16 protein-coding genes and 1 pseudogene are annotated in these 25,808 nt (G+C 60.2%); 13 read left to right on the top strand and 4 right to left on the bottom strand.

Annotation, left to right across the window (positions count from 1 at the left end):
* Positions 1-94: 94 nt before the first annotated feature.
* Together G518_RS36770 and G518_RS0124535 are read right to left on the bottom strand one after the other, a co-directional pair.
* Positions 95-547 (bottom strand): annotated as a pseudogene (locus G518_RS36770) (TetR/AcrR family transcriptional regulator); the annotation flags it as partial.
* Positions 544-1,317, bottom strand: a complete 774-nt coding sequence (locus tag G518_RS0124535; RefSeq protein WP_028604772.1) for a ferredoxin--NADP reductase — start codon at positions 1,315-1,317, stop codon at positions 544-546. The gene G518_RS0124535 and the pseudogene G518_RS36770, both read right to left, overlap by 4 nt.
* 199 nt (positions 1,318-1,516) lie before the next feature.
* On the opposite strand from G518_RS0124535, the gene G518_RS0124530 reads away from it, so the two are divergent.
* From G518_RS0124530 to G518_RS0124485, 10 genes are all read left to right on the top strand, one after another.
* The gene (locus G518_RS0124530) at positions 1,517-3,148 is read left to right on the top strand and encodes a 6-hydroxynicotinate reductase (RefSeq protein ID WP_028604771.1); all 1,632 of its coding nucleotides are present in this window, start codon (positions 1,517-1,519) and stop codon (positions 3,146-3,148) included.
* Between the two features lie 29 nt (positions 3,149-3,177).
* On the top strand, positions 3,178-4,059 hold the full coding sequence (locus G518_RS0124525; RefSeq protein ID WP_028604770.1) for a UPF0280 family protein: 882 nt from the start codon (positions 3,178-3,180) through the stop codon (positions 4,057-4,059).
* 88 nt (positions 4,060-4,147) lie between these two features.
* Positions 4,148-4,789 carry an amino acid synthesis family protein gene (locus G518_RS0124520; RefSeq protein WP_028604769.1) on the top strand — a complete coding sequence of 214 codons (642 nt, stop codon included), beginning with the start codon at positions 4,148-4,150 and terminating at the stop codon, positions 4,787-4,789.
* Positions 4,790-4,820: 31 nt separating this feature from the next.
* Entirely contained in the window at positions 4,821-5,405 is a 585-nt protein-coding gene (locus G518_RS0124515) for an amino acid synthesis family protein (protein ID WP_028604768.1), read from the top strand.
* Between the two features lie 106 nt (positions 5,406-5,511).
* The gene (locus tag G518_RS0124510; RefSeq protein WP_028604767.1) at positions 5,512-6,717 is read left to right on the top strand and encodes an ABC transporter substrate-binding protein; all 1,206 of its coding nucleotides are present in this window, start codon (positions 5,512-5,514) and stop codon (positions 6,715-6,717) included.
* A gap of 131 nt (positions 6,718-6,848) precedes the next feature.
* Positions 6,849-8,747 (top strand): ABC transporter permease, encoded by a 1,899-nt coding sequence (locus tag G518_RS0124505; protein WP_028604766.1) that lies wholly within the window; start codon positions 6,849-6,851, stop codon positions 8,745-8,747.
* The gene (locus G518_RS0124500) at positions 8,744-9,523 is read left to right on the top strand and encodes an ABC transporter ATP-binding protein (RefSeq protein WP_028604765.1); all 780 of its coding nucleotides are present in this window, start codon (positions 8,744-8,746) and stop codon (positions 9,521-9,523) included. The genes G518_RS0124505 and G518_RS0124500 overlap by 4 nt, the downstream gene beginning before the upstream one ends.
* Positions 9,524-10,261 carry an ABC transporter ATP-binding protein gene (locus G518_RS0124495; protein WP_028604764.1) on the top strand — a complete coding sequence of 246 codons (738 nt, stop codon included), beginning with the start codon at positions 9,524-9,526 and terminating at the stop codon, positions 10,259-10,261.
* Positions 10,262-10,672: 411 nt separating this feature from the next.
* The gene (locus G518_RS0124490; protein WP_028604763.1) at positions 10,673-11,149 is read left to right on the top strand and encodes a (2Fe-2S)-binding protein; all 477 of its coding nucleotides are present in this window, start codon (positions 10,673-10,675) and stop codon (positions 11,147-11,149) included.
* Positions 11,150-11,459: 310 nt separating this feature from the next.
* The gene (locus G518_RS0124485; protein WP_028604762.1) at positions 11,460-15,329 is read left to right on the top strand and encodes a molybdopterin cofactor-binding domain-containing protein; all 3,870 of its coding nucleotides are present in this window, start codon (positions 11,460-11,462) and stop codon (positions 15,327-15,329) included.
* A gap of 67 nt (positions 15,330-15,396) precedes the next feature.
* On the opposite strand, the gene G518_RS40740 is transcribed toward G518_RS0124485, so the two are convergent.
* Positions 15,397-16,833: a hypothetical protein gene (locus tag G518_RS40740; RefSeq protein WP_028604761.1), complete on the bottom strand. Its 1,437-nt coding sequence runs from the start codon at positions 16,831-16,833 to the stop codon at positions 15,397-15,399.
* Between the two features lie 783 nt (positions 16,834-17,616).
* Here G518_RS40740 and G518_RS40155 point away from each other — a divergent pair.
* Both G518_RS40155 and G518_RS36765 read left to right on the top strand, forming a co-directional pair.
* Positions 17,617-18,096: a hypothetical protein gene (locus G518_RS40155; protein ID WP_156909533.1), complete on the top strand. Its 480-nt coding sequence runs from the start codon at positions 17,617-17,619 to the stop codon at positions 18,094-18,096.
* A 465-nt stretch (positions 18,097-18,561) separates the two neighbouring features.
* A complete protein-coding gene (locus tag G518_RS36765) occupies positions 18,562-23,298 on the top strand; it encodes an Ig-like domain-containing protein (RefSeq protein ID WP_036595964.1) in 4,737 nt (1,578 codons plus the stop codon).
* A 227-nt stretch (positions 23,299-23,525) separates the two neighbouring features.
* Here G518_RS36765 and G518_RS0124460 read toward each other — a convergent pair whose 3' ends face one another.
* Positions 23,526-24,542, bottom strand: a complete 1,017-nt coding sequence (locus G518_RS0124460; RefSeq protein ID WP_051237362.1) for a Bug family tripartite tricarboxylate transporter substrate binding protein — start codon at positions 24,540-24,542, stop codon at positions 23,526-23,528.
* Positions 24,543-24,699: 157 nt separating this feature from the next.
* Between G518_RS0124460 and G518_RS36760 the strand changes: the two genes are divergently transcribed.
* Positions 24,700-25,395, top strand: a complete 696-nt coding sequence (locus G518_RS36760) for a hypothetical protein (protein ID WP_245598124.1) — start codon at positions 24,700-24,702, stop codon at positions 25,393-25,395.
* Positions 25,396-25,808 lie beyond the last annotated feature (413 nt).

Raw genomic sequence — 25,808 nt, 5'->3', positions numbered from 1 at the left:
GAAAGTCAATGAAATCAACGGTCTACCCAGACCACCCCCGCGCCAGTGCTAGCTTTGCGTACCGTCACTTATTGCACTGAAAACGAGGAGACCCCGATTTGGCAATGTGGCTGCCCTTGTGCAGGTTCTCAGTATTGAGCAGCGTGACGAACTCCGGGTGATCGCGGTAGTAGCGCGTGACGAAGCGGATCAACTCTGCCAGCGCTTCGAGCGGCTTAGCTTCATCCAGCGCGAGGCGGCTTTCAGCTTCATCCATGCGGCGGTAGATATCCTCCAGCACCGCAATAAACAAACCCTCTTTGCTACCAAAATAATAGTAGATCATGCGATCTACTGATTTGGCCGCACTGGAAATCTTCTCTACGCTGCCGCCCGCGTAGCCGTACTTGGCGAACACCTTGGTGGCCGCGCGCAGGATGGCTTCACGTGTGGCTTCCGCGGCCGCCGCACGCGAGCCGGTGCGCCGCTGTGGTTTGGCTATGCCGCGCGCAGGGGCCGGTGCGGCCTGTTCAGCCTCTGCTTTAGCGCGCGCGGGCTTGCGTGTCATTTTTCGACGAACGCCCGTTCCACCACGTAGTCGCCCGGGGTGGTGGTGTTGCCTTCATGGAAGCCGCGCTGCTCAAGGATGATTTTCATATCCGCCAGCAGCACAGGGCTGCCGCACAACATCACCCGATCTTCAGCGGGATTGAGTGGGGGCAGGCCAAGATCATCCGTGAGCTTGTTGCTGCTCACCAGATCAGTGATGCGGCCCTGGTTCTTGAAGGGTTCGCGGGTTACGGTGGGGTAGTACTTGAGTTGTTCGCTCACCATCTCGCCCAGTAGTTCGTGGTGCGGCAGCTCTTGCGTGAGGAAGTCGTGATAGGCCAGCTCGTTAACCTGACGCACACCGTGCACCAGAATGACTTGCTCAAACTTCTCGTAAGTCTCTGGGTCGCGGATAACGCTCAAAAATGGTGCAACACCAGTGCCAGTGCCGAACAGGTACAGGCGCTTGCCAGGAAGCGTGTAATCAATCAGGAGCGTGCCGGTGGGCTTGCGGCCCACGATGATTTCATCACCCACGCGGATGTGCTGCAGCCGGCTGGTGAGCGGGCCATCTTCCACCTTGATGCTGAGGAACTCAAGGTGCTCTTCATAGTTGGCGCTCACCACGCTATAGGCGCGCAGCAGGGGCTTGTCATTCACCTTGAGGCCGATCATGGTGAAGTGGCCGTTGGAAAACCGCAGCGTGGGATCACGCGTGGTGGTGAAGGAAAAGAGACGGTCTGTCCAGTGGTGGACCGTTAGTACGCGTTCGGTATGCATTGAACTCATGATGCCATTTGCTGGGTAGTTTGAAACCGATGTCTTGGTACTGGAAAACACCGAGACGAAAACTGGGTCTTTGCGTTATATTCAACTTTCATGTGGTACTTACTACATGAATATGGAGCAGATGCTACACAACTCGTACATCCGATACAAGCGTTTTGCACTCCACTAGGGAAAACGTTGACGAGCAAGGTCCCACACGATGACTGAACATACCAAAACCGATGGTCTGCCTGCGATGGACATCCCATTGCCACCTGAGCTGGGTGCCAAGGCGCCGCCGCGCAATGAGCGCATGGCTGTGGGAAAGGTGGAGTGCAATGCTTGCCCGGTGTTGTGCCAAATCGCGGAAGGCCGCTCGGGCGCGTGTGATCGCTATGCCAACCAGGCGGGCGAATTGGTGCGGGTGGACCCCGTGCTGCTGCTGCGCCGCACTTTGATTGAGGGGCAAACGGCGCTGGTGCCGTTCGCGCGGGAAACCAAGGCTGATGAAGCGTCTGGCTCCGCCGCTGACGCATCTTCCGGTGGGTCCCCTGAATGGGATGGTGATCTTCTCCGCTCTAGCGAGGTGTTCGTTACTGGTGTGGGGGCTTCCACCACATACCCAGATTACAAACCCGCCCCATTTATCGTCGGCTCGAAGATGGATGGCGTGGACATGGTTACCGTGGTCACGGAAGGCATCTTCAGCTACTGCAGCTTCAAGGTGAAGATCGATACAGACCGGTTTCTGGGTTCTGAGCAGGCCAATGTGCGCTACAAGGGCGAAACCGTTGGCCATGTCACCACGGCTGAATACGGCTCTCAGATGCTTTCGCTTGGGGGTGTGCACCACCTGACCGGCGGCAGTAAGAAGGAAGGCCGCATGGCGCTGGAGATCATGCAGCACCTTGGGAACAAGAAGGCGGTGGAATGCACCATTGACGGCGGCGCCAGCCTCATCATCCAGGCGGGCAAGGCGCCTATCGTGGGTGGGGTGGAAGAGCAGCGCATGCGTGTGGGCTGCGGCTCAGCGGCTGTGGGCATTTTTGCGCGGCAGCTTTTTGGGCATGCGGATGAGGTGGTGGTGGTGGATGACCACATCACCGGGGTGCTGAGCGAACACCAGGCGGGGCGTTGCCTGGGTATGCCTTCATCGGGTATTCAGATGCGCGGCCGTAAATCGACACCTGGGCGTTACTTCCAGGTGGCCAATCCGGGCACCGGGTGGGGCGGCACTGATATCGCAGACCCTCTCTCCATTATTGAAGGCTGGGAGCCCGGCGTGGCGCGGCCCGGCCTGCGCTTGCTGATGACATCCACCACCGGCGAGCACGCACAGTGGTATGTGCTCAATGATGCGCTTCAGCCTGTGGAAGAGAACATGCCGGAGGTCATACGGCGCGTGGTGGATCGCATTGGCGAAAACTGCGAACCCTCTTTATGCAGCGTGCTGTTCCTGGGCGGTGCCGGTGGGAGCTTGCGCGCGGGCGTGACTGAAAACCCGGTGTTGCTCACGCGGGCTATCAAACGTGCGTTGGTGAATGTGACCTGCGGCGGCGCGCCGGCGTATGTGTGGCCGGGTGGCGGTATCACCGTCATGGCCGATGTGCTGCGCATGCCTGACAACAGCTTCGGCACAGTGCCCACGCCAGCCATCGTGGCGCCCATTGAGTTCTCCATGCGGCTGGATGATTTTGCGGCTCTAGGCGGGCATGTGGACTACGTCATGCCTCTTGAAAAAGCGCTTGCACGTGGCGCGTGGCAAGACGAAGGTGCACCGCAAGCGCGGCAGTGGCTGCGCAACCCAGACGAAAACGTCTGGCCTTTGGGACAGCCGCCTATGCTGGGTTAAGGCTTGAAGTTTTCAGCCATGGCACTCTCATGAACGCCGAGCGACAACGTCTCGACGCCCACCGCTGGCACTGGCAGCACGGCCCGATCGATATCGTGGCCGAGGCGCATGGCGTGCCGGAAGCGGTGGCGGCGGCGCATGAGGCTGCTTGGGAGCGGTTTCGGGGTGGCCTACTCACAGAACTGGTTGGCGAGCTCCCCCAACTGCGCCAGCCCGTCACCAATGCCCCCTGCCCACTGCACGGCCCCATCGCCCAACGCATGTGGCATGCCTGCACGCCCTTGCTTCCCGAATTCATCACGCCCATGGCGGCGGTCGCAGGCAGCGTGGCCCAGGAGCTGATCGCTTGCTACCAGCGCCCCGGCATCGAACGCGCCTGGCTCAACAATGGCGGAGACATCGCGCTGCACCTGGCGCCGGAACAATCAGTCAGCGTGGGCTTGTTCAGCGATCTGGCTCGCTTTGATCTTGCAGACATGGGGCGCCTCTCCACGGATGGTCGCTTCGAAATCCGTCACTCAGACCCCGTGCGCGGTGTGGCCACCAGCGGCTGGCGCGGGCGCAGTTTTTCCATGGGTATCGCAGATAGCGTGACGGTCTTGGCCGCCACCGCCGCGCAGGCTGACGCGGCGGCCAGCATCATCGCCAATGCAGTGAACGTCGATGATCCAACCATTGAACGGCGCCCGGCCAATACCTGCCGAGACGATACCGATCTGGGCGAACGCCTGGTCACCACTTCTGTGCCTGCACTCCACCCTAAACAGGTGCAGCGAGCCCTGGATGCGGGCGAAGCCCGCGCCCGGGAGCTTCAGAAGCGGGGCCTGATATGGGCCGTGCTCATGGTTTGTCAGGAGCAGTGGCGCCACGTAGAACCTATATCCTTGCTGTCAGTGGCTGAGACGGTATGAATGAATCCCTCATGTCAGATTCATTCACAGCTTCTTCGCTAGCCGCTGGCGCGGTCCTTGCTTGATTTATGAAGGAAGTTTTGTTGTCATGATTGATATTCGCCGCATCTTCACGCAAGTGGAAGAAATCCGCCATGAGTTTGGCCCTCCGCCACCGGAGCCGCTGGTTCGCGGAGCCATAGGCGTGGTGCTCACAAATCCGTTTGCTGGTCGCTACGAAGCAGACATCTTGCCCATGATGACGGCGCTGGAGCCTTTGGGCATAGACATGGCGCAGCGGCTGCTGGCTGCGATGGATGTCCCGCGCGAGCGCATCGCCACCTATGGCAAAGGCGCCATCGTGGGCGGTGCAGGTGAGCTGGAACACGGCGCGCTCTGGCACGTTCCGGGTGGCTATGCCATGCGTGAACTGCTCGGCTGGAAGGGCGATCGAGCCACCTACACCGCCGGCAAGGGCGAGGCCAAGACTGGCCAGCCTGGCAACGCCTTGTCTATCGTGCCGTCTACCAAGAAGGTGGGCCCACCAGGCGCGGCGCTGGATGTGCCGCTGACCAACATCAACGCCAGCTACGTGCGCGGTCAGTTCGATGCCATAGAGGTGCGTGTACCTGGTTCGCCCACCGCGGATGAAATCGTCTTCATCCTGGCCATGTCTACGGGTTACCGCGTGCATGCGCGCGTAGGTGGCCTGCTGGCTGAAAACATCAGCCAATGGGACGGCCTGCGCTGATCCCAACCCCACCCATCAAGGAACCAAGAATATGCCCGCAAATATCCGCAAGATCGTTGTCCAGATAGATGAAACCCGTGAAGAAATGGGACAGGCCATCAACCCGCCTACTCGCCGCGCTGTGGCGATAGCCGTCATCGCCAACCCCTACGCGGGCCGCTATAGCGAGAACCTGGATGAGCTGATCGCCATTGGCGAAGAGCTGGGTGCGCTGCTGGGCCAGAAGGCTGTGAAAGCACTGGGCATTGCACCCGGTGAAGCACAAAGCTATGGCAAGGCTGCGATCGTAGGTGAGGCAGGGGAGCTGGAACATGCCGCTGCCATCCTTCACCCCAAACTGGGCGCACCGCTACGTACGGCAGTTGAGAAGGGCGCCGCACTGGTGCCTTCTGCCAAGAAGCGCGGCACCCTGGGCACCGCGATTGATGTGCCTCTGGGTCATAAGGATGCCGCTTTCGTGCGCAGCCATTTCGACGCGGTGGAAGCGCGTGTGAACGATGCGCCCCGCGCGAATGAAATCGTGGTGGCTGTCGCCGTGACTGATTCCGGCCGGCCACTGCCACGCATCGGCGGCCTGCAGGCCAGCGAGATCAAGGGAGAAGATGGCCTGCGCTGATTTCTTACTCCCTCTCCCGCACGCGGGAGAGGGAGAAATACTGTCTCCAATTTGAAGATTAGCAACCCGTTACCGTTCCGTTCCCATCCACTCAAGGAGCTTAGCCATGACCACACGTCGCCTCGCACTCATCACCCCGGTGGCTTTGGCCGCCATGCTCGCCGCAGGCGCTTCCTGGGCGCAGAGCACCTACAAGATCGGTGAGCTCAATAGCTACAAAGCGCAGCCAGCCTTCCTTGACCCCTACAAGAAAGGCATGGAGCTCGCGATTGACGAGATCAACGCTGCAGGTGGCGTGAATGGCAAAAAAGTGGAACTCGTCACGCGAGACGACAACGCCAACCCAGGCGATGCCGTGCGCGTGGCGGAGGAGTTGGTCTCGCGCGAGAAGGTGGATGTGCTCACAGGCACCTTCCTCTCGAACACCGGCATGGCCGTGGCAGATTTCGCCAAACAAAAGAAAGTGTTCTTCCTGGCAGGCGAGCCCCTGACCGACAAGCTGACCTGGCAAGGTGGCAACGAATACACCTTCCGCCTGCGCCCAGGCACCTATATGCAAGCGGCCATGCTGGTGCCTGAGGCTGTGAAGCTGAAGAAAAAGCGCTGGGCGGTGATCTACCCCAACTACGAGTACGGCCAGTCTGCCGTGGCGGCTTTCAAGACACTGCTGAAGGCGGCGCAACCTGATGTGGAGTTTGTGGCTGAACAAGCGCCGCCGCTGGGCAAAGTAGATGCCGGAAGCGTGGCGCAAGCACTGGCAGACGCCAAGCCTGATGCGATTTTCAACGTGCTGTTTGGCGCAGATCTCTCCAAGTTCGTGCGCGAAGGCAATACGCGCGGCCTGTTCAAGGACCGCCCCGTGGTGAGCGTGCTGACCGGCGAGCCTGAATACCTCGACCCCTTGAAAGACGAAACGCCCAACGGCTGGATCGTGACCGGCTACCCATGGCAAAACATCCAGACACCTGAACACAAAGCCTTCTTGCAGGCCTACCAGAACAAGTTCAAAGACTACCCCCGTCTGGGTAGCGTGGTGGGCTACAGCATGATCAAGTCAGCTGCGGCGGGCCTGAAAAAAGCTGGGAGCAGCGACACCACCAAGATGATTGCAGCCTTCAAGGGTTTGCAGGTGGATACGCCCTTCGGCAAGATCACCTACCGGCCTGAGGATCACCAATCCACCATGGGCGCCTTCGTGGGCAAGACGAAGAACGACAACGGCAAAGGCGTGATGGTGGACTACACCTATTTTGATGGTGCCAAGTTCCAGCCAACAGCGGATGAAGTGAAGAAATCGCGCGCGGCTCCCTGAAAAGCACAGCGCTCCAAGCACCCCACACAGCTGACTGAGCTCACCTCATCGCCTGCAGATACGCTGCTGGCCCTCACCCCACCCTTCTCCCGCATGCGGGAGAGGGCGCTAAATCAGATGATCGAAATCGCATGAGCTTTTCAGGCCTCATTGTTCAGTTGCTCAACGGACTGGCCAGCGCCTCCTCGCTGTTTCTGGTGGCGGCTGGGCTGTCTCTGATCTTCGGTGTCACGCGCATTGTCAACTTTGCGCATGGCTCGTTTTTTATGCTGGGCACCTACCTCGCCTATACGCTGGTAGACAGGCTTGGTGCCAGCCTGGGTTTCTGGCCCGCACTGGTGCTGGCTGCGCTCGCTGTGGGCGTGCTGGGCGCGTTCATAGAGTTCGTGTTGCTGCGGCGCATCTACAAGGCGCCGGAGTTGTTTCAGCTCCTGGCGACTTTCGCACTGGTGCTGGTGATCAAGGATGCAGTGCTTTGGCTGTGGGGGCCAGATGAGCTGCTCGGCCCGCGTGCGCCAGGGCTGCGTGGTTCGGTAGCGATCCTGGGAAGGCAGTTTCCCTCCTACGATCTGTTCCTGATCGTTGTGGGCCCGCTGGTGCTCGGCGCCGTGTGGATGCTGCTCACACGTACGCGGTTCGGCACTTTGGTACGCGCCGCTACGCAAGACCGCGAGATGGTCAGCGCACTGGGCGTGAACCAAGCCTGGTTGTTCACCGCCGTGTTCGCGCTTGGCGCCGCGCTCGCCGGCCTGGGCGGTGCGCTGCAGTTGCCGCGCGAACCAGCGCATCTGGAAATGGATCTGAACACCATTGGCGCGGCCTTCGTGGTGGTGGTGGTGGGCGGCATGGGCTCACTGCCTGGCGCCTACCTGGCCGCACTGCTCATCTCCCTCATCAAGGCGGTGTGCATCTGGCTGGGCACCACGAGCCTGATGGGTTTTGAGGTCAATTTCTCCAAAGCTACTTTGGTGGTGGATTTTCTGGTCATGGCCACGGTGCTCATCTGGCGGCCTTGGGGGCTCCTGGGGCGCCCTCAAGCGCCAAGCCGCCACGTGGGCGAGCCAGAGGCACCGCTGCGCCGTGCGGGCATGAACTACAAGATTGCAGTAGGCGCGCTTCTGTTGGTGCTGGTGCTCGTGCCCTTCTTTGCCCGGTCTTCCTACACCACGGTGCTCGCGATTGATTTGCTGATTGCGGCCCTGTTTGCCACCAGCTTGCACTTCATCATGGGTCCTGGCGGCATGCACTCCTTCGGCCACGCCGCCTACTTTGGTATTGGCGCCTACGGTGCAGGCTTGTTGATGAAGGCCGCTGGCTTGCCGATGGAAGCTGCGCTGGTCGGTGGCCCGTTGGTGGCTGCAGTGGGGGCATTGATCTTCGGCTGGTTCTCGGTACGGCTGTCAGGCGTGTACCTGGCCATGCTCACACTCGCGCTGGCACAGATTGCCTGGGCCATCACTTTCCAATGGGACAGTTTCACGGGCGGCAGCAATGGCCTCACAGGCGTCTGGCCATCCGCCTGGCTCTCTGAAACGCGCAACTATTACTGGTTGGCGCTGGCCTTGGTGGCACTGGGCGTGTGGTGGCTGCGCCGAGTGCTGTTCTCGCCTTTTGGATATGCGCTGCGTGCAGGGCGCGATTCCGTGCTGCGCGCAGATGCCATCGGGATCGATGTGGACCGCGTGCAGTGGGTGGCCTTCATCGTGGCAGGCTTGATGGCAGGGCTGGCGGGCTCGCTCTATGCGTTCTCCAAGGGCAGCATCTCGCCTGAATCGATGGCCGTTGGTAAATCGATTGATGGTTTGGTGATGGTGCTGCTAGGCGGCCTGCACACATTGGCAGGCCCGGTGGTGGGTGCGGTGAGCTTCACCTGGTTGCAAGACGCAGTGGCACGCAATACAGACTATTGGCGCGCTCTGCTGGGCGGCATCATCTTGCTGCTGGTGCTGATCTTTCCAGATGGCATTGCAGGTGGTATTCACAAGCTATCAAGGCGCTTGCGCCAGCCTAAGAAGGAGGCCACATCATGAGTCTTCTCGTCGTTAAAGATCTAGGCAAGTCATTCGGTGGTGTGAAAGCAGTGGATGGCATCAGCTTTGAGCTGGCGGCAGGAGAATTGCTGGCGCTCATTGGCCCCAATGGGGCGGGCAAGTCCACCACCTTCAACATGGTCAATGGCCAGCTCAAGGCAGATCGTGGCTCCATCGTCTTAGGTGGTCACGAGCTCATTGGCCTCAAACCCCGCAGCATCTGGCGCCTGGGGGTAGGTCGCACGTTTCAGATTGCGGAGACCTTTCAGTCGCTCACCGTGGTGGAAAACGTGCAGATGGCCCTGCTATCGCACGATCAAAAAATCTACTCCATGTGGCGCCGCGCTGCGGACTACAGGCGCGACGACGCGCTGGCGCTGCTTGATCAGGTGGGCATGCTGGCACAAGCCGAGCGGCCGTGTAGTGAACTGGCCTATGGTGATGTCAAGCGCGTGGAGCTGGCCATTGCCATGGCCAATAGCCCCAAGCTGCTGCTGATGGATGAGCCCACGGCAGGCATGGCTCCGCGCGAACGCAATGCGCTCATGGCACTCACCAAAAAGCTCGTCACCGAACGCGGCATGGCGGTACTGTTTACGGAGCACAGCATGGACGTGGTGTTCGCCTACGCGGACCGAATGATCGTGCTCGCGCGGGGGCGCCTGATCGCTGCGGGCAAGCCCCTGGAGATCCGCGATCACCCCAAAGTGCAAGAGGTGTATTTCGGCAGTGGCAAGACCTTTGAAAAAGACGGCGTGAAGCTGAAAGGCGCATAAATGGCAGACACAAGCGAACCCCTGTTGGCAGTCAGCCAGCTGCGCGCATGGTATGCCGCCGCGGAGATTCTCTTTGATGTGGATCTTGAAGTGCGGCGCGGTGAAGTGGTGGCCTTGATGGGCCGCAATGGCGCCGGAAAATCCACTACGCTGAAATCCATCATGGGCATGGTGCCCAAGCGGCGTGGCTCGGTACGTTTCATGGGCCATGATCTATCTCGCGCCGAGCCCTTCACCAGCGCCCGGCTGGGATTGGGCTTCGTGCCTGAGGACCGACGCGTATTCACGGATCTCACGGTGCTGGAGAACCTGGAAGTGGGCAAGCAGCCCGCACGCCACTGGCCAGACGGCAGCCCCGCTCCGCAATGGACACACGAGCGCTTGTTCAAGCTCTTTCCCAATCTGGGCGAAATGCCCCTGCGGCCGGGCGGGCAGATGAGCGGCGGCGAGCAGCAGATGCTGACCGTGGCGCGCACCCTGATGGGCAATCCCTATCTGGTGCTTCTGGATGAACCCAGCGAAGGCGTGGCGCCGGTGATCGTGGAGCAGATGGCTCAGATGATCCTGGAGCTGAAAGCGCAAGGCGTGAGCATTCTCTTGTCCGAGCAGAACATGCACTTCGCGGAACTTGTCTCCGACCGCGCTTACGTGCTGGAAAAAGGGCAGATCCGCTTCACCGGCTCCATGGCTGAGCTCGCCGCCAATGAAGAAGTCCGGCGAGCTTATCTGAGCGTTTAACAGTGCTCACAACCTCCGCCCCCCGCCTTCATTACTCTCTCTCCCTCCGGGAGAGAACGATCCAGGCGCGCCTGCCGACTCGAGCCCCAGAACCTGAGGCTGTGGCTGAGCGCTGGATTTACTCCTTCCCCCTCTGGGGGAAGGTTGGGCGGGGCCGGCCAACCGGTGGGGGCAAGCGGCGTGAGGGCAGGCTGCGTTTGCAAAGTGAAGCTTTGTTCCCGCACCCCTCGGCCGGGCGCCCCGCTAGTGGGGGAGCACGCGAAGCGCCACCGTGGACACGCCGCTTGCCCCCTTCCCAACCTTCCCCCAAGGGGGGAAGGAGTAATACAGCTCGCAACCCCAGGGCGCGAGGCTCAGGTCAGCAGGCGTGTTGGCATCAATCTCTCATAGGGAGAGGGAGTCTTAAATCCAATGCCTGACCTCACCCTCACTGTCAATCAGCGCCCCGTCGTGCTTGATGTCCCGCACGAGGCTTCTCTATTGCACTTCCTGCGCAATGACCTCGGGTTGAACGGCCCCAAGTATGGCTGCGGGCTCGGCTCATGTGGCGCCTGCACCGTGCACGTTGATGGCGTGGCAGCAAGAGCCTGCGTGATCCCTGCGCACGGCGTAGCGGGCCGGAACATCACCACCCTTGAAGGCTTGGGATCACGGGGGCATTGGCACCCCGTGCAAGCGGCCTTCGAAGAGTGCCAGGCAGCCCAATGCGGCTACTGCTTGAACGGCATGGTGATGCAAGCCGCTGCCCTGCTGCAGCGCGAGCCCCATCCAGATGAAGCCCGCATTCGCGCCGAACTCTCCGGCAACTTGTGCCGCTGCGGCACACACGTGGAGATCATGGCTGCGGTCATGCGCGCGGCGGAGAAGGGCTTGAGCACTCAGCCTTGAATGCTGCGCCTGAAATGTTCAATAGCCCCAATGCAGTTCAATGAGCGAACGAGTTTTCCCCCATCCGTTCGGGCTGAGCCTGTCGAAGGGTCAGAGCTTTGTGCGATTCCACCCGGCCCTTCAACAAGCTCAAAAAATCCGTTCGCGCTGAGCTTGTCGAAGGGTCGAAGCGTTGCGCAAGGCTTCGACAAGCTCAGCCCGAACGGTTTTATGTTTGGCCAAAACCATAGAACCTCAGGACGAACTGAGCCTACTAAGCCGAATGTCCTGAGTCTTCCCCGAAACGCTCAACGCCGTACTACCCACTTCAATGTCCCGCCGCGCTGATCTCCCCCGTACCCGCTCCGACATCCTGACCGCCGAAGGCGTATTGGCCATCGTGCGTGAGCCTCCTGCCCCGCCGGCACCAGCCCCCGGTCAACCCACGGCGGTGAGCGCCAACCCCCTCGAAGGCGATGAAGTTCTCCTGGCCTTGTGGGACGACGGTAGCGTGACCGGGCTCAGCGGGCACGTGGATTTGGGCACAGGCCTGCAGACCGCGTTAGCGCAGATCCTGGCGGAAGAATTGGATCTGACGCTAGCCTGCGTGAGCATGGCTCTTGGAGATACTGCACGAGCCCCTAATCAAGGCGCCACCATCGCCAGTGCTTCCATACAGATCCACGCGCAGCCGCTGCGGCAAGCGGCGGCGCAAGCGCGGGCCTGGCTGCAAGCTAAAGGCGCTGAGTGGCTGGGTGTACCCATAGAGGAGGTCGAGACGCGGCTTGGTGTGGTGCGCTTGCGCGCTGCCCATCAAACCCATGTGGCCTACGGCAAGCTACTGGCCGGCCAACGCACAGTGCTGCGCCTTGACCCTCTGGCTGCCTTGAAAGACCCCGCGAACTATCGCCTCGTCGGTACGCGCCAGGCGCGTGTAGACATTCCTGCAAAGCTCTCAGGCGAAACCGTGTTCGTACACGACATGCGGGTGCCAGGCATGCTGCATGGCCGCGTGGTGCGGCCACCCTATGCCGGCGCTGATCATGGTGACTACATCGGCAACACGCTGGAATCGGTAGACGAGAGCAGCATTGCCCATATCCCAGGCATACGTGCGGTGGTCGTCCTGCGTGATTTTGTAGGTGTAGTGGCTGAACGTGAAGAGCACGCCGAAGCCGCTGCGCGCGAGCTCGCAGTGCGCTGGAAACCTTGGCCGGGCATGCCCAACATGGGCGATGTGGAAAACGCAGTGCGCACCAACCCAGCCACCCAGCGCTTGCTGGTGGACGATGGCGACGTAGATGCCGCCCTGGCCCATGGTCAAGGCCTGCTGCGCACCTATTTGTGGCCGTACCAGATGCATGCATCCATAGGGCCCTCTTGCGCGCTCGCGCATTGGCAGCCTGAAGAAGACGCATCGCAAGAGCAAGCGCCCGCAGACCAGAACACCCCCGGTGCAGGCGTCTCCCTGAGGGTTTGGGCCGGCACACAGAATCCGCACGTGCTGCGCGCAGATCTGGCCACGCTAATGGGCCTGCAAGACGTGCAGGTGGATGTGGTCCGCATGGAAGCCGCCGGCTGCTATGGACGCAACTGCGCCGATGACGTTGCAGCAGATGCGGCACTGCTGGCTCGCGCCACAGGTGCGCCGGTGCGCGTACAACTCACGCGTGCTCAGGAGCATGCCTGGGAGCCCAAGGGCACAGCCCAATTGATGGAAGCCCGTGGTGGCCTCACACCCGAGGGAGCCATTTCAGCCTACGATTTCGAGACCAGCTATCCCAGCAACGGCGCCCCTACGCTGGCGTTGTTGCTCACACGCACGATAGAACCCGTGACGCGCGCCTTTGAGATGGGCGACCGCACGGCGCGCTGGCCCTACGAAGCCGACAACCTGCGCGTGAAAGTCAACGACATGCCGCCCATCGTGCGCGCATCGTGGCTCAGAGGCGTGTCAGCACTGCCCAGCTCGTTCGCGCATGAAAGCTTCGTGGATGAGCTGGCGACGCAGGCAGGCCGAGACCCCGTGGCGTTTCGCCTGAAGCACTTACCTGATCCACGTGCCGCCGAGATGGTGCAGGCCACTGCGGACAAGGCTGGCTGGCGCACACGGACTGGCCCTCAGGAGAACGCTGATGGCGGGCTTGGCGCGGGAGGCGACATTCTGTTCGGTCAGGGCTTTGCCTATGCGCGCTACATCCACAGCAAGTGGCCGGGCTTCGGTGCTGCATGGTCAGCCTGGGTCGCGGATGTAGAAGTGAACCGCAAAACCGGCGAGGTTCATGTGCGCCGCGTAGTAGTAGGGCACGATGCTGGCATGCTCATCAACCCGGCGGGTGTGGAGCATCAAGTACACGGTAACGTGATCCAGACCACGAGCCGGGCACTGAAGGAGAAGGTGAGCTTCGCACCTCATGAGGGCCGTGAACTGCAGGCCACGCAAACCGCGCTCGCCGGTGTGCGCCCTGCGGGCACGGTGCAGAACCTGGAATGGGGCAGCTACCCCATCCTCAATTTCCGCGAAGTACCCGTCATCGATATCGTGCACATGCCGCGTCCTGGCGAAGCACCACTGGGCGCCGGTGAATCTTCCAGCGTACCAGGCACAGCAGCCATTGCCAACGCCATCTTCGACGCCACCGGCGTGCGCTTTCGCGCGCCGCCCTTCACACCAGAAGTGGTGCTTGCAGGCTTAGCAGCAGCCGGTGCATTGGCACCTCCTCGCACGGGCCAAGGATCCTCACCCCCCCGGAGCGCGAGCCCTGAGTCTTCACTCCCTCCCCCCTTGGGGGAGGGTTGGGGTGGGGGCAACGGCGGTTCAAGAGGTAACTCCGCTAAGCCATCCCCCCAACCCACCCCAACACCAAGCCCCCTTCAAGCACGAACAGCCCAAGCCCCCTGGCCACGCAGCAAAACCCTCTGGGCCACTGGCGGCGCGCTGCTGGTGGGTGCTCTCGGCGTCATCGCCGGCCTCGTAGGCTGGCGCCCCGCCATCGCCCCAGTCCAACTCACCACCTCCGTCTACAGCACCGAAACCATAGAGCGCGGCCGCCTGCTCGCCGCCGCCGGCGACTGCTTCGTCTGCCATTCCACCCCAGGTGGAGCGCGAGGTGCTGGGGGCCTGGCCATGCACACGCCCTTCGGCACTGTGTTCAGCACCAACCTCACGCCCGATGCTGAAACAGGTTTGGGCAGTTGGAGCTTTTCCGCCTTTCAGCGTGCCATGCGTGAAGGCCTTTCGCGCGACGGCAGCCACCTGTACCCGGCCTTCCCATACACCGCATTCGCCAAGACCAGTGACGACGATCTACAAGCGCTCTATGCCTACTTGATGAGCCAGCCCGCAGTGCGCGCTGAAACACCAGCAGCAGATATGCGCTTCCCATTCAACCTGCGCCCCCTCATGGCCGGCTGGAACGCACTGAATCTGGATTCCAAGCCTTACCAAACGGATCCCACGCAAACCCTTGAATGGAATCGCGGCGCCTACCTGGTGCAAGGCCTTGGCCATTGCGGCGCCTGCCATACGCCACGGGACGCCACGGGCGCCGAACGGGGTGGAAAAGCCTTTTTATCTGGCGCCATGGTCGATGGCTGGGAAGCCCCTGCGCTCACCTCACTATCGAAAGCGGCTGTACCCTGGGACGCACAGGCGCTCTACCGCTACCTGCGCCAAGGACATTCGCCGCGCCACGGCTCCGCAGGCGGGCCCATGGCCGAAGTGGTCCGTGAAATGCAGGCTCTGCCAAACGAAGACATCCAGGCCATGGCCACCTACCTGGCCTCACTCAACCCCGCCGTGCCAGACCCAGCCACCCTCGATGCTGTCGCCCAGCGGGCCGTGACGCGCGCAGCTCTGGGGCAAGGCGCGCTGCTCGGCCCGGCGCAACGCGTCTTTGAAACCGCGTGCGCTGCCTGCCATCACGATGGAAATGGCCCCACCGTGCTCGGACAAAACCGCCCCTTGGCTCTCAGCAGCAAGCTGACAAGCGATCAACCTGACAACTTGATTCAGACCATCCTTCAGGGTGTTCGCGATCCCGCCACGCGTGAGATCGGTTTCATGCAAGGCTTCGGCGATGTGCTTTCAGATACGCAGATCGCCGAGTTGGCCACCTACCTGCGCGCACGCTATGCGCCGCAGTCACCAGCCTGGGTTGATTTGCCGGCTCAAGTGGCTCGGGTGCGGCAAGGGCCGTAAAACGCGACAGAAGGCGCCCCTTCTGCCGCGCACGGCGTTGCAACCCGTCAGGGTGTGGCTTCTGGCTTTACTGACTCGCAGACAGCGACCACGTCGAAGAGAAGCTCAATATCCCGCCTGTCCCGGACAGCTCACAGGATATCTCACGTGAGCCTACGAGGGTACTGACGTCCGAATAGGCCGGCATAGTGCCACCTCCGGCCGCGCCTTCCTCAGGGCAAACATTGGTTAGCGTGCCACTGGCTTTAGATCCCGCAGCCACCAATGAGAACCAGTACTTGCTCGCGAACGATGTCCCTTGACGAGTCTTGTCATACACGATCATCGTCGAGCCGCTGGCAATAGGTACTGTTTCGGAGAAGACAGTGGGCGGCGACCCCGGAATGGTGGTCGTCACAGTGGCAGTGCCCTGTGCCGAGTACTTGATGAGATCGTTCGGCAGCACCTCAATCGGGACCATGCGCAACCCATGCGACTGGATGGTAGTGGTGATACCGCCGGCAATCGTCATGGTGCCGGAGATTGATCCCGTGTAGGTGGGGGTGGTGTCGGTGATGGTGACGTTCGAAACCACCAGCACCTTGGCGCGTGTATTTTGAATCTCCGCTGATACAGCCACGGGGTTGGAGGCAGGTACCTTGGCCGGCGCCGTGTAAGTAGCGCCAGTGCTGTTGCCAGCAACCGTGCCCACGCTGGCACCACCACCTGGCGAGCCGTTGACTGCCCAGTTCACAACCCAGTTGAACGGTGCAGGGGTGTCGTCATCGTTATCGCAAGAGTAACCAACATCAGCGCCGCTGCCATTGCCTGCGGGAGGACCAAAGCAGAAGGCCAGGCGCAACGCAAGGCTGGCACCAGTCTTGACGCTAGCACTGCCCGGCCGCAATTGATAACCCTTCACCAGCGACCAGTCGCTGAAATGCGTGGTGGTGGTGGTCACTGTCTTGGCAGCGGTGTCCAGCGTGCCATCTTGCCACTGCCATGTGCCGTCTTTCTGCTGAACCCCAACGCCCAGCGCGCTGGCGCTGCTACCGACCGTGTCCACATCAGCGTAAGTGAAACGCAGTTGAACCGGCTTAGTGAAGGTAACGCCTTCAGGCATGAGCCGATAGCCCGTACCTACGCGGCCAGGCGCACCGTTGCTGATAGGCTGAATAGTTAACGTGGTGAGTGCGGCAAGCGCGCCCTCAGGCACGACGAGGCTGAGCCGGCCGTCAGCACTGCTCACGGTGCCACCTGCGCTGTTCAGGCTGGCACTGGTTGGCGTGCCTTGCGCAGCGCCAACGGGTGTCACCGCAGGCAGGGGTGTGCCGGGAGCTGGCGCCGGGGTGGGTGCCGGTGCGGGCGAGGGACCAGGTGCCGGCGTAGGCGCCGGGCCGGGTGCTGGCGTGGGCGCAGGGGTAGGCGAAGGGCTAGGCGCCGAGTCATCGCCGCCGCCACAGGCAGCCAACGCCATCAGCAACGTCGCCGCAAATGCCAGACGCAACTTTGATGCATTTTTCATGGTGATTTCTTTCAGAATGACAAGAGCCGGGGGATGGACCTGCCGTGCGGTATGAAACCGAGGCGTGCTTGATCACTACGAGAGCGCCAAATCCACAACCGCACTGTGCTGGGCTCACCGCGGCACAACAAGTGCCGAAAGTCACTCCGGGGGCGGAGCTGATCTCGAGTGTGTTTCTGTTTGAAACTGCGTGCGTTGCGCGCCATAGCGTGCCTCGCGGCTAGCCCGCATCGGTGAGTGTTCGGCCGAGCTGCGTTCGAGTTCAAGCAACGCTTTAGCCGCGTGCTCTCAGGCAAGTAGAAAGAGGTCTAGCCTGCGCGAACAGCCGGGCTGCCGAAAGGCTCCGGAGGTAACGGTCAACGGAAGCGACAAGACTGTGCAAGTCACAACCGCATCGCCCGCTGGACCGACGCTCAAGAAGAACCAGACCCAAAGGCACTAGCTTTGGAGCAATGTTGACCAGATTGATTTGAAGACATCCACCTCCGTCATTCCCGGATGGCCGGCCCCGCGCGCAGGCGGGAATCCAGGGTTACTTGGCGCAACGTCTCATAAACCACAGGCTTTCTAGCTCTACAGCTTGGCTTCCTAGCTAAAAAATTCATCAACCTGCGAAGGCAGCGCTTTTTAACCTCGGATTCCCGCCTGCGCGCGGGGCCGGCCATCCGGGAACGACGAGAGAGGGGAGTGGGAATGTCCAAGGTAGCGCCGTTCAGTTCTTTGGCATTGCAGACAAGAACCAAACCCAACTATAATTAGTACTATAGTTGTACATTGAGTATTATGAAAAATATAATTAAATTATCCTTATCGATAATCACAAGCATGCTTATAGGCTGTGTATCAATGCATACGGCCAATTCATTTTATTACCAACAAAAAGACAACCCTTCAGTAGCACTATTAGAATTTTATTATTCAGATTTCCATCAAAAAACACGAAACCCAAATCATGGAATCACAACCCTGTCTTTCAGCACACTAAAGCTTGGTAGCCACATTAAAATAAAATGGAAAAATATTGATAATGATCAAGAAAATACTAGGGTAATTTCCCTAGAAAAGGGAATGCCTTTTAACTTGGTCGACTCCAGCTTAAGGTTGACATTCAACAAACTAAATCAGCCTGAAGTTTATGTTTTCTATCAAAATTTGAATGCCCCTGTATATTTTGAATTTTTAAACGTCCCATACTCAAAAGAAAGTATTAGGCAAATATATCCGGAAATCAAAGAAGTTAGTATAAATAACAACAAAAACTAAATGTCTGAAACATATCCAGACCTGGTCCGCTCCCCCTTACATCCGGAGAGAACGCTACCTGTTGGTGCTTCCCGCCCTCTGAATTCCAATGAGTACAAGCAAATAGATCAAAATTTGCTCGATGCCTTCGCACTTCCTGAAAAACCTCCCGCCCGCTTTCAGTTTCATGCTGCTTTTGATGGCACATGGAATGATGTCAATAATCGTGCGCTTTCAGGAAATGCCGATGACACCGGAGTTGCCCGTATATCAAGGGAAATAAACGATGCAAAAAATCCAAATGTCGTGTCCAATTACGAAGCAGGCGTAGGAACCAGTGGATTTGCCAGCAGATATATTTCCGGAAGCGTCTTACCCACATCCGAAGTAGTCGCTCAAGCTAATCGGATGTACGCAGCATTGGTTAAACGATGTCATGAATGGGCAATATCAACAAACGACAAGTTCGAAGTCGGCATCACCGCAATGAGCTTCAGCCGCGGTGGCCCAGCTCTATTATTTTTCGCAGAGCTACTCGATAAGCAAGGCATCCCCGATCCCCGTACAGCCTATACCGTCGAGGTTCCCGGACGAGTCGATGGGGTGTGGGTCCAAGAGACCCATTACAGCGGCTATCTAGTGCCACCAGGCGCGAAATTGAGTGCCCTGATGGTAGATCCGGTGGCCTCAGGCGTGGTGGGAGTTCCCCGGCTCCCAAACAACATCCTTCGGCTGCACGTGGACTACGCAGGGAATGAGCCCCGCACCTTCTTTGCGCCGATGAGTTTCAGCGATCCCCGCAACCCTGACCCTCGTGTCACGGAAACTTGGTGGCCGGGGGCACATTCCACCTTCATGGCTGCCTATGAAAAGACCGGGGTGAGCGCAGCATATGACATACATGCTCGCCATGTGCTTTTTAGCATGGGTGTTCCCACCGGCGCAATTCCCGCAAAAAATGCGTACCTCCCCGAGACTGCGCTTGTCCATGATTCAGCGGTCGGATTGTTCACTTCAACCTGGGCCCCCACGCGCCGCCCTACCGAGCACTGGGCCTTAACATCTTTCCAGAAAAAACCAAAACCTGGAATTGAGCAAGACCATCCAACCGTCGATGAGCTCACCGGAACGTCGCCAAGCCTGGCTGAAGGGGTAACTCCGGTCGAAACCCCTGAATCGGTGTCCGCAGACTCCGGCCCACTTCCCACAGCCGACATGGGCCAAGTCGACACTTTCGGCCCCCCACTCAACCCCGGTACACCCTGGCCTCCATTCACTGAGGCCTCACCAAGCTCGGCGCCGGCAATAGAGGCCTCTACGACACAAACCTCGGAGTCCAACACCGAAGCTCCTGCGACTACAGCCTCAGAAGACCCAGCACACTGGGTCATCGCAGACTCAGGAACCAGTGTCTTGACAGATGGTGGGCCGCTCAACTCCTACGGCGACCACACGGACTCCAGCACTTACAAAGCGCCACCCACCATCAACGACCTCATTCCAGACTTTGTGCCAGAAGCAGGAAGCGGTTCGTCTTCAACACCACAAGAGTGGGCCGATCCCCAAGAAGCACCGCAGCCTGAGATGGCAGACTCCGGCCCGCTCCCTGCAACCAATGTTGGTCCAGTCGATAGCTTTGGCCCCCCGATAGGCACCGGCGCACCCCAGCCGTCATTCACAGACGTCCCGGAGCACACACCACCCACTGGGCAAGCGCCTTCGCCGCCAGCGCTCATCTCCGCCGATGCAGCGCCTACCCCATCTACTCCAGAGCAACCCCCAGCCCCGGCTGGCGGCACTTCTTGGGGACTCATTCCTCGGGAGAATCTGAACAACCCTTACGGCTACACCCCCGACTTCACTGAACCCGAAGCCGCCCCCGCATCCGAGGGCCAAGCCTTCACGGCCATAGCCCCCGCCAAACCACTCACCCCCGCTGAGCTGGCCGGCCGCAATGCCCAGACAGCCGCCAGCACCTTCACCACCATGCTGAGCACACTCAATGGCTGGGAAGAGATGACCCCGGTGCAAAGGGCCGCCGCTATAGTTGCCGTCGGCAACAGCCTCGCATCGCTGTCCGGCAACACCATTGGACCAGCAGGCGCAGGCCTCAAACTAGGCAGCATGCTCGGGCTCGCTGCCGCCCTGGAGCGCGGCGACCTCGCCTCAGCCGTAGTGAACGGCCTTCAGGCGATCGATACCATCACTCAGACAGCCACGACCGCAGGCATCGTCTCGCAAGCCGGTGTGCACATACTGCCCTTTCTCAATCTGGTGCTGGCCGTGCGCAGCGGTGAAGCCACTGCAGTGACCAACGCCGCACTCGGTATGTACACCGCCGTCAATCCGGCATCGGTTGCCTGGACAGGCCCGGTGGGGTTTGTCATTGCCATCATCGGCATCGCCATGATGTCCGGAGAGCGCACCCCAATTGCCGGCTGGAGTGAATTCACTCTGGATGAGAGCGGCCAACTGAGCCCGCTCACCACCTTCAACCAAGAAGACGGCGGAGACATCTCACACAGTGCCACCGAACGTCTGATCGAGAGCTTGCAAACACTGCTTGATTTGCTCCTTGATGACGAGGGCAAGCCGATGTATGCCGTCAATCCCGCGCGTCTGCCTCAGATCGGCTACTGGTACTCCCCAGACAGCATGATGTACCAGAACAATGGCGACAGCCTTCTCCTGCGCTGGGTGGACGCTCACGGCGAGACTGTGACCCGTTTTTACGATGGCAAGGGCGAGCGCGCCGATGGTTCCAATGAAAACATCGGGCAGGATTTCATGCGCCTGGCACAGCAAGCCATCGTGCCGGCGTGGTTAATTGAAGGGGCTGTGCCTGCACATACGCGTCACCTCCAGGCCGCTGCGGCGCTCGAAGCCCAGGCCCAAAACGTTCAGGAAGAGGCCGATGCGATTGCGCCTCCCGCAGTTCAGGTGACCGAGTGCAATGAAGGCACCTGCATCCTTCCAGTGCCCAGCTCTGATCCCGTGCGATACGAGGCTTTAAATTCAGAGCTAGCTCATTTGCAAGGACAAGCCCTTGCCGAGCGCGACCAAGCGCGCGATCTGCTCGCTCAGTTACCCACGAGCGCTGATCTGGAGCAAAAGCCTGAAATCCACGGTGATGGCACGCAGAGCATCAGAGTGCTCACCATCCCAGTGGACCAGGGCACCAGCGACGCTACTGCGCTGACCCAGCCAAACGTCGTGCTGATGGATATCGACGGCGATGGCTATTTCGAGAGAACCCACTGGATAGCTCCTGGGCAAGCCGTGTTGGCAGTTGATCTGGATGGAGATGGGCGCATCACAGGGGAAGAGCTCTTGAACGCGGATCTGAGTCAGCTCGATGCCAATCATGATGGCCGCATCGATGCGCAAGACCCAGGATATCGGGCTGTGCGGGTGTGGAAAGACGTCAACGGTGATGGTCAAGTGCAGTATGCGCCCAGTCCAAACGGAGCTCTCGCGCTGCCTCCCGGTGAGCAAGGCAGCGCAGCCTCGGAGCTGAGCACTTTGCCCGAAGCGGGTATCACCGCCATCACGTATGAGGGAGGCCACGTCACGGTAGAGCGGGTTGATGGCAGCATTCAGCCGGTGCAGGAACAGACGATCACGGGCACCGTACTGGGGCTGCGTTACCAGATTCCCACAGAAGGCGCCGTAGGCGTCGTGCGCATCGACGAGCAAATCGATGGAAGCGGTGTACCGACGCTCATGGCTGCCAATACGGGTGTGCCCCAAACAACGCCTCCAACGATCGCTCCGCCAGCACCAGAACACGCCCCTGAACCGCCGCCCCACGTGAACCATGATCCAGTCGCTAACGATGATGGCTTCCACGGCCTGGAAGATGTGGCGATGGAGATTTCCGTCGAGCAATTGCTCATCAACGATTGGGATCAAGACACAGCCTATGCGGGCGATGTCCTCAGAGTGAGCGCCGTGGGCGACGCATTGAACGGCTCCGCAACGCTGGAGGCAGGACAAGTAGTGTTTCGGCCAGATCCCGATTTCTTTGGCATAGCCCAGTTTCGTTATTGGATCAGTGACGATCGGGGCGGCAGTGCCAGTGCCGTGGCGTATATGAATTTCACAGCGGTCAATGATCCACCGGTCATTGAAGGAATCATCTTCGACACCACCCAAAACCGCTGGGCGCAGAACCCTTCGGTGGGCGATCTCTTCCGTTTCAAAGATCCCACAGTGGAGACCGGGTGGGTAGTGGCGCACGATTTTGATACGCCCGGGCCTTTGAAATTTGAGTTGGCTGCAGCGCCCATACACGGGCATGCCAGCATTGATGAGACCAGTGGGGTGTGGGGCTACCGTACGGAGTACATCGATCCGTATCAAGGTCCTGATCCGTTCTCTGTGCGAGTCAAGGATGCAGAAGGCGCCGCAACTGTGGTGCAGGTGCAGACTTCACATGTGAGAGATCAGCAGGTGCGCCTGCAAGATAAGAAGCCCATTGGCTGGACTCCTCCTCCTCCAGGCCCGAACGTGAACGACGCTATGTACGCACCTGTCGTCATAGATCTTGATGGCGATGGCTTGCAGTTGCTGGACGCCGGTGTGAACCCGGTGCATCTGGACATGAACGGCGATGGCGTTGCTGACCAGGTGGGCTGGGTAGCTCCGCAAGATGCATTCCTGGCGCTCGATCGTGATGGCGATGGCCAGATCACGCGCCTGGATGAGCTCAGCTTCATAGGCGATTGGCCAGGCGCACAGACTGATCTGGAAGGGCTCCAGGGGTTTGATACCAACGGTGATGGCCTCTTAAGCGAAGCAGACGAACGCTGGCACGACTTTGGCCTGTTTCAAGATCTCAACTCCAACGGGCTGCAAGATGAAGGCGAGTTCACGCCCATAGCGGAAACTGACATCGTCGCCATCAGTTTGACGAGGCAGGGCGAGCCTTACTACAACAACGGCAATCTGGTGATGGGCGTATCCACCGTGTGGATGGCAGATGGCTCCACACGCGATGCTGGCGATGTGATGCTGCAGGTCATTGATGGTGCCAAGCAAAGAGCCAGCAGCATCAGTGCAGCAGAACACGCTTCGGCTTCATTGGATCAACAGGTGAGTCAACAGGTTGATCAGCTACTCTCGGCCATGGCGGGGTTCGCGCCCAAGCCGGCGGGGGAGGTGTGCTTGGCTGAGGAATATCAAGCCAGCTTACGGATCGAATTGGCTGTGGGCACAGCTTGATTGAAGAGCCGAGCGGGAGCTCGGCGGTCCCAGCAATACCGCTCCCTTCCGACAGTCCTTGGATCTTCCAATCGACCGAGCTTGGCCTGCGATCACATCCGTCGATTTGCCGGCTACCCCGCTGGGACCGCCGAGCTCCCGCTCGGCATCTTCATCTGCATCTACGACTCAAGGCAAAGCCCGACGTGGGCCCGCCCAAAGTAGAGGAAAGCCAGGTCGCCCCGCTCCTAGCCCGTCAGCCCTGGAACCTGCTTGATGATGCGCGCATTGGCGGCTGATTCAGCGGCAATGTAGCGGCCAAAATCTGCTGCACTGCCACCGGTGGGCACGTTCTCCGCGGCTTCAATGCGTTGGCGAACATCAGGGTCTTTGAGCAGTTTGTTCACTTCAGCGTTGAGCCGCTCCACCACGGCGGCCGGTGTCCCTGCCGGCGCGAAGATGCCAAACACCGAGGCCAGATTGGCCGCCGGCAGACCCGCTTCAGCCAGCGTCGGCACGTGGCGGAAATGGTCCAGGCGCACGGGCGCGCCCACGGCGAGTGGCCGCAGCTTGCCAGACTGAATGTGGCCATTGATAGCTGGGCCTGCATTGACCGACAGCACCTCAAAATGCCCGGCCAATGCGTCATTGATTTGCTGGCCACCCCCTTTGTAGGGGATATGGGTGATGTCTACACCCGCGCCCGCCTTGATCTGCTCCAGCATGATGTGGCCTAGCGACGCAGGCCCTGAGGTAGCCCAGCGCAATGCCCCGGGCTGCGCTTTGGCTTGCTCCACCAGAGCTTTGAAATCCTTGGCCGTGCAGGCTGAAGTGGCCAGCAACAACACTGGCGAAGCAATCACGTTGACCACGGGCGCAATGTCTTTGACCGGGTCGTAAGGAACCTTGCCCAGATGCGGGCTGAGCACCAACGGACTGATGGCCGAAAACACCAGGGTGTACCCGTCTGGAGCCCCCTTGGCGGCCACATCCATGCCAATGGCACCACTGGCACCTGCCTTGTTGTCCACCACCACACTGCTGCCCAGCACGGTGCTCAGCTTCTCTGCCAGCAGCCTGGCCATGTTGTCAGCAACGCCACCAGGCGGGTAAGACACCGTGAGCTTGATGGGCTTAGCGGGCCAGGACTGGGCCTGCGCCGACCCATAGCCTAAGGCCAGCAAGCTTGCCATGCCTCCCATGGTGCCCAGGGCGCGGCGGCGCGACACCACAGAAGAGATTTCAGAGGATTGAATCGGTTTCATAACTGCAATTGTGAGTCAAAACCGCGTTGCTTCGATGGCCCACGCCGCAAGCTCATCGCCATCGCACCGCCATGTCCACGCTACAAGGCTTAAGGCCTGGCAAGCATGCATGGCTTGAATATGACATCATGCAGACAACCGCTGCCCACTGCACACCATGCCTTTCTCGCACCTGCGATTCATGAGCGCGTTTCTTGCGAACGCCCTTTTGGTCGCCTGCCCGGCTTTGGCACAGACCGCACCCTTGTGTGCCAGCGACGGGCAACCGGCACCACGCGTGCTGCTGGAGCGCTTCATCAACGCGGATTGCGCAAGCTGCTGGAAGGAAGCGACATCCAAGCCCCGGCCCGGTGCCCTGGTGCTGGATTGGGTAGCACCCGGGCACCTTGCGCAAGATGCACCACTGTCTGCAGTTGCTCAGCCAGAGGCCCTGGAAAGATTGATTTCCCTCGGAATCACACCCCCCGAAGGCACCCGCTCGAATTCAAGCAAGGTAGAAGGTGGGCCACACCGTTTGCGCGTCGCCCATGGGCTTGTCTTGAATGGATACGTGGGCGCGTCGCTTCGCTTTGATAGCAAGGCCAAACTCGCCAAGCCTCTCACGGGCTGGTTGGCGTTGGTAGAGCAACTTCCTGCCGGCACTGCAGACTCTCCAGTGTCACGCACACTGGTTCGCAACCTGCTGAGCGAGCCCATCTCCCCCCGCTCAACCGGCACAATGGGACAGTTCTGGAGAACCATGGACGTTCCCGAAAGCGCCCATCCCGAGCGGCTCGCGGTGATGGGCTGGGTGAGCGATTCAAATGGCCGCGTCCTCTCAGCGGCGCTCTCGCGTTGCACGCCGCGTCGTTAACAAGCTTCCATCAACGGCCGCCACTCAAGACCTTTGGCCATCTAGGGCGTGTTCACACTAAATTCACCCCCGCGCCGGGGTTTGCCGGGCTGCAGTGCAAGGCGTGCCGTGCCGCCAAGGTGCGATCCTTGGCAAGAGGCGCAACGCGGCAATGCGGCCCGGCAAACCCCGGCCCGAAGGGTGAGGCTCTGGCAAGCCGCACTCGGCGTTGCCGACGCCGGCCGCGCAAACCCTCGCCGGGTGTCCAACCCGGCTGCGGTTTGCGCCTTGATTGCGGCTCGCCAGAACCTCACGCGGGGGTGAATTTAGTGTGAACACGCCCTAGTTTGCCTCTTACTCAGGCAAGATCTTTGCGGCCTTCACCACCTTGGCCAACTGCTCTCTATCAGTCTCCATAAAGGCCAATGTCTCCT

It is taken from the genome of Ottowia thiooxydans DSM 14619, assembly GCF_000422885.1.
In the GTDB taxonomy this organism is placed as follows: Bacteria; Pseudomonadota; Gammaproteobacteria; order Burkholderiales; family Burkholderiaceae_C; genus Ottowia; species Ottowia thiooxydans.
The sequence above is the reverse complement of the archived record's forward strand: the minus strand, read 5'-3'. Positions and strand labels throughout refer to the sequence as shown.

What these genes read in the sequence shown, in the direction of transcription:
- G518_RS0124525 (WP_028604770.1), top strand. Translation starts at nt 3,178, where the DNA reads ATGAACGCCGAGCGACAACGTCTCGACGCCCACCGCTGGCACTGGCAG.
- G518_RS0124460 (WP_051237362.1), bottom strand. Translation starts at nt 24,542, where the DNA reads ATGAAACCGATTCAATCCTCTGAAATCTCTTCTGTGGTGTCGCGCCGC.
- G518_RS0124520 (WP_028604769.1), top strand. Translation starts at nt 4,148, where the DNA reads ATGATTGATATTCGCCGCATCTTCACGCAAGTGGAAGAAATCCGCCAT.
- G518_RS0124485 (WP_028604762.1), top strand. Translation starts at nt 11,460, where the DNA reads ATGTCCCGCCGCGCTGATCTCCCCCGTACCCGCTCCGACATCCTGACC.
- G518_RS40155 (WP_156909533.1), top strand. Translation starts at nt 17,617, where the DNA reads ATGAAAAATATAATTAAATTATCCTTATCGATAATCACAAGCATGCTT.
- G518_RS0124500 (WP_028604765.1), top strand. Translation starts at nt 8,744, where the DNA reads ATGAGTCTTCTCGTCGTTAAAGATCTAGGCAAGTCATTCGGTGGTGTG.
- G518_RS0124515 (WP_028604768.1), top strand. Translation starts at nt 4,821, where the DNA reads ATGCCCGCAAATATCCGCAAGATCGTTGTCCAGATAGATGAAACCCGT.
- G518_RS40740 (WP_028604761.1), bottom strand. Translation starts at nt 16,833, where the DNA reads ATGAAAAATGCATCAAAGTTGCGTCTGGCATTTGCGGCGACGTTGCTG.
- G518_RS0124490 (WP_028604763.1), top strand. Translation starts at nt 10,673, where the DNA reads ATGCCTGACCTCACCCTCACTGTCAATCAGCGCCCCGTCGTGCTTGAT.
- G518_RS0124510 (WP_028604767.1), top strand. Translation starts at nt 5,512, where the DNA reads ATGACCACACGTCGCCTCGCACTCATCACCCCGGTGGCTTTGGCCGCC.
- G518_RS36765 (WP_036595964.1), top strand. Translation starts at nt 18,562, where the DNA reads ATGAGCTTCAGCCGCGGTGGCCCAGCTCTATTATTTTTCGCAGAGCTA.
- G518_RS0124535 (WP_028604772.1), bottom strand. Translation starts at nt 1,317, where the DNA reads ATGAGTTCAATGCATACCGAACGCGTACTAACGGTCCACCACTGGACA.
- G518_RS0124505 (WP_028604766.1), top strand. Translation starts at nt 6,849, where the DNA reads ATGAGCTTTTCAGGCCTCATTGTTCAGTTGCTCAACGGACTGGCCAGC.
- G518_RS0124495 (WP_028604764.1), top strand. Translation starts at nt 9,524, where the DNA reads ATGGCAGACACAAGCGAACCCCTGTTGGCAGTCAGCCAGCTGCGCGCA.
- G518_RS0124530 (WP_028604771.1), top strand. Translation starts at nt 1,517, where the DNA reads ATGACTGAACATACCAAAACCGATGGTCTGCCTGCGATGGACATCCCA.
- G518_RS36760 (WP_245598124.1), top strand. Translation starts at nt 24,700, where the DNA reads ATGCCTTTCTCGCACCTGCGATTCATGAGCGCGTTTCTTGCGAACGCC.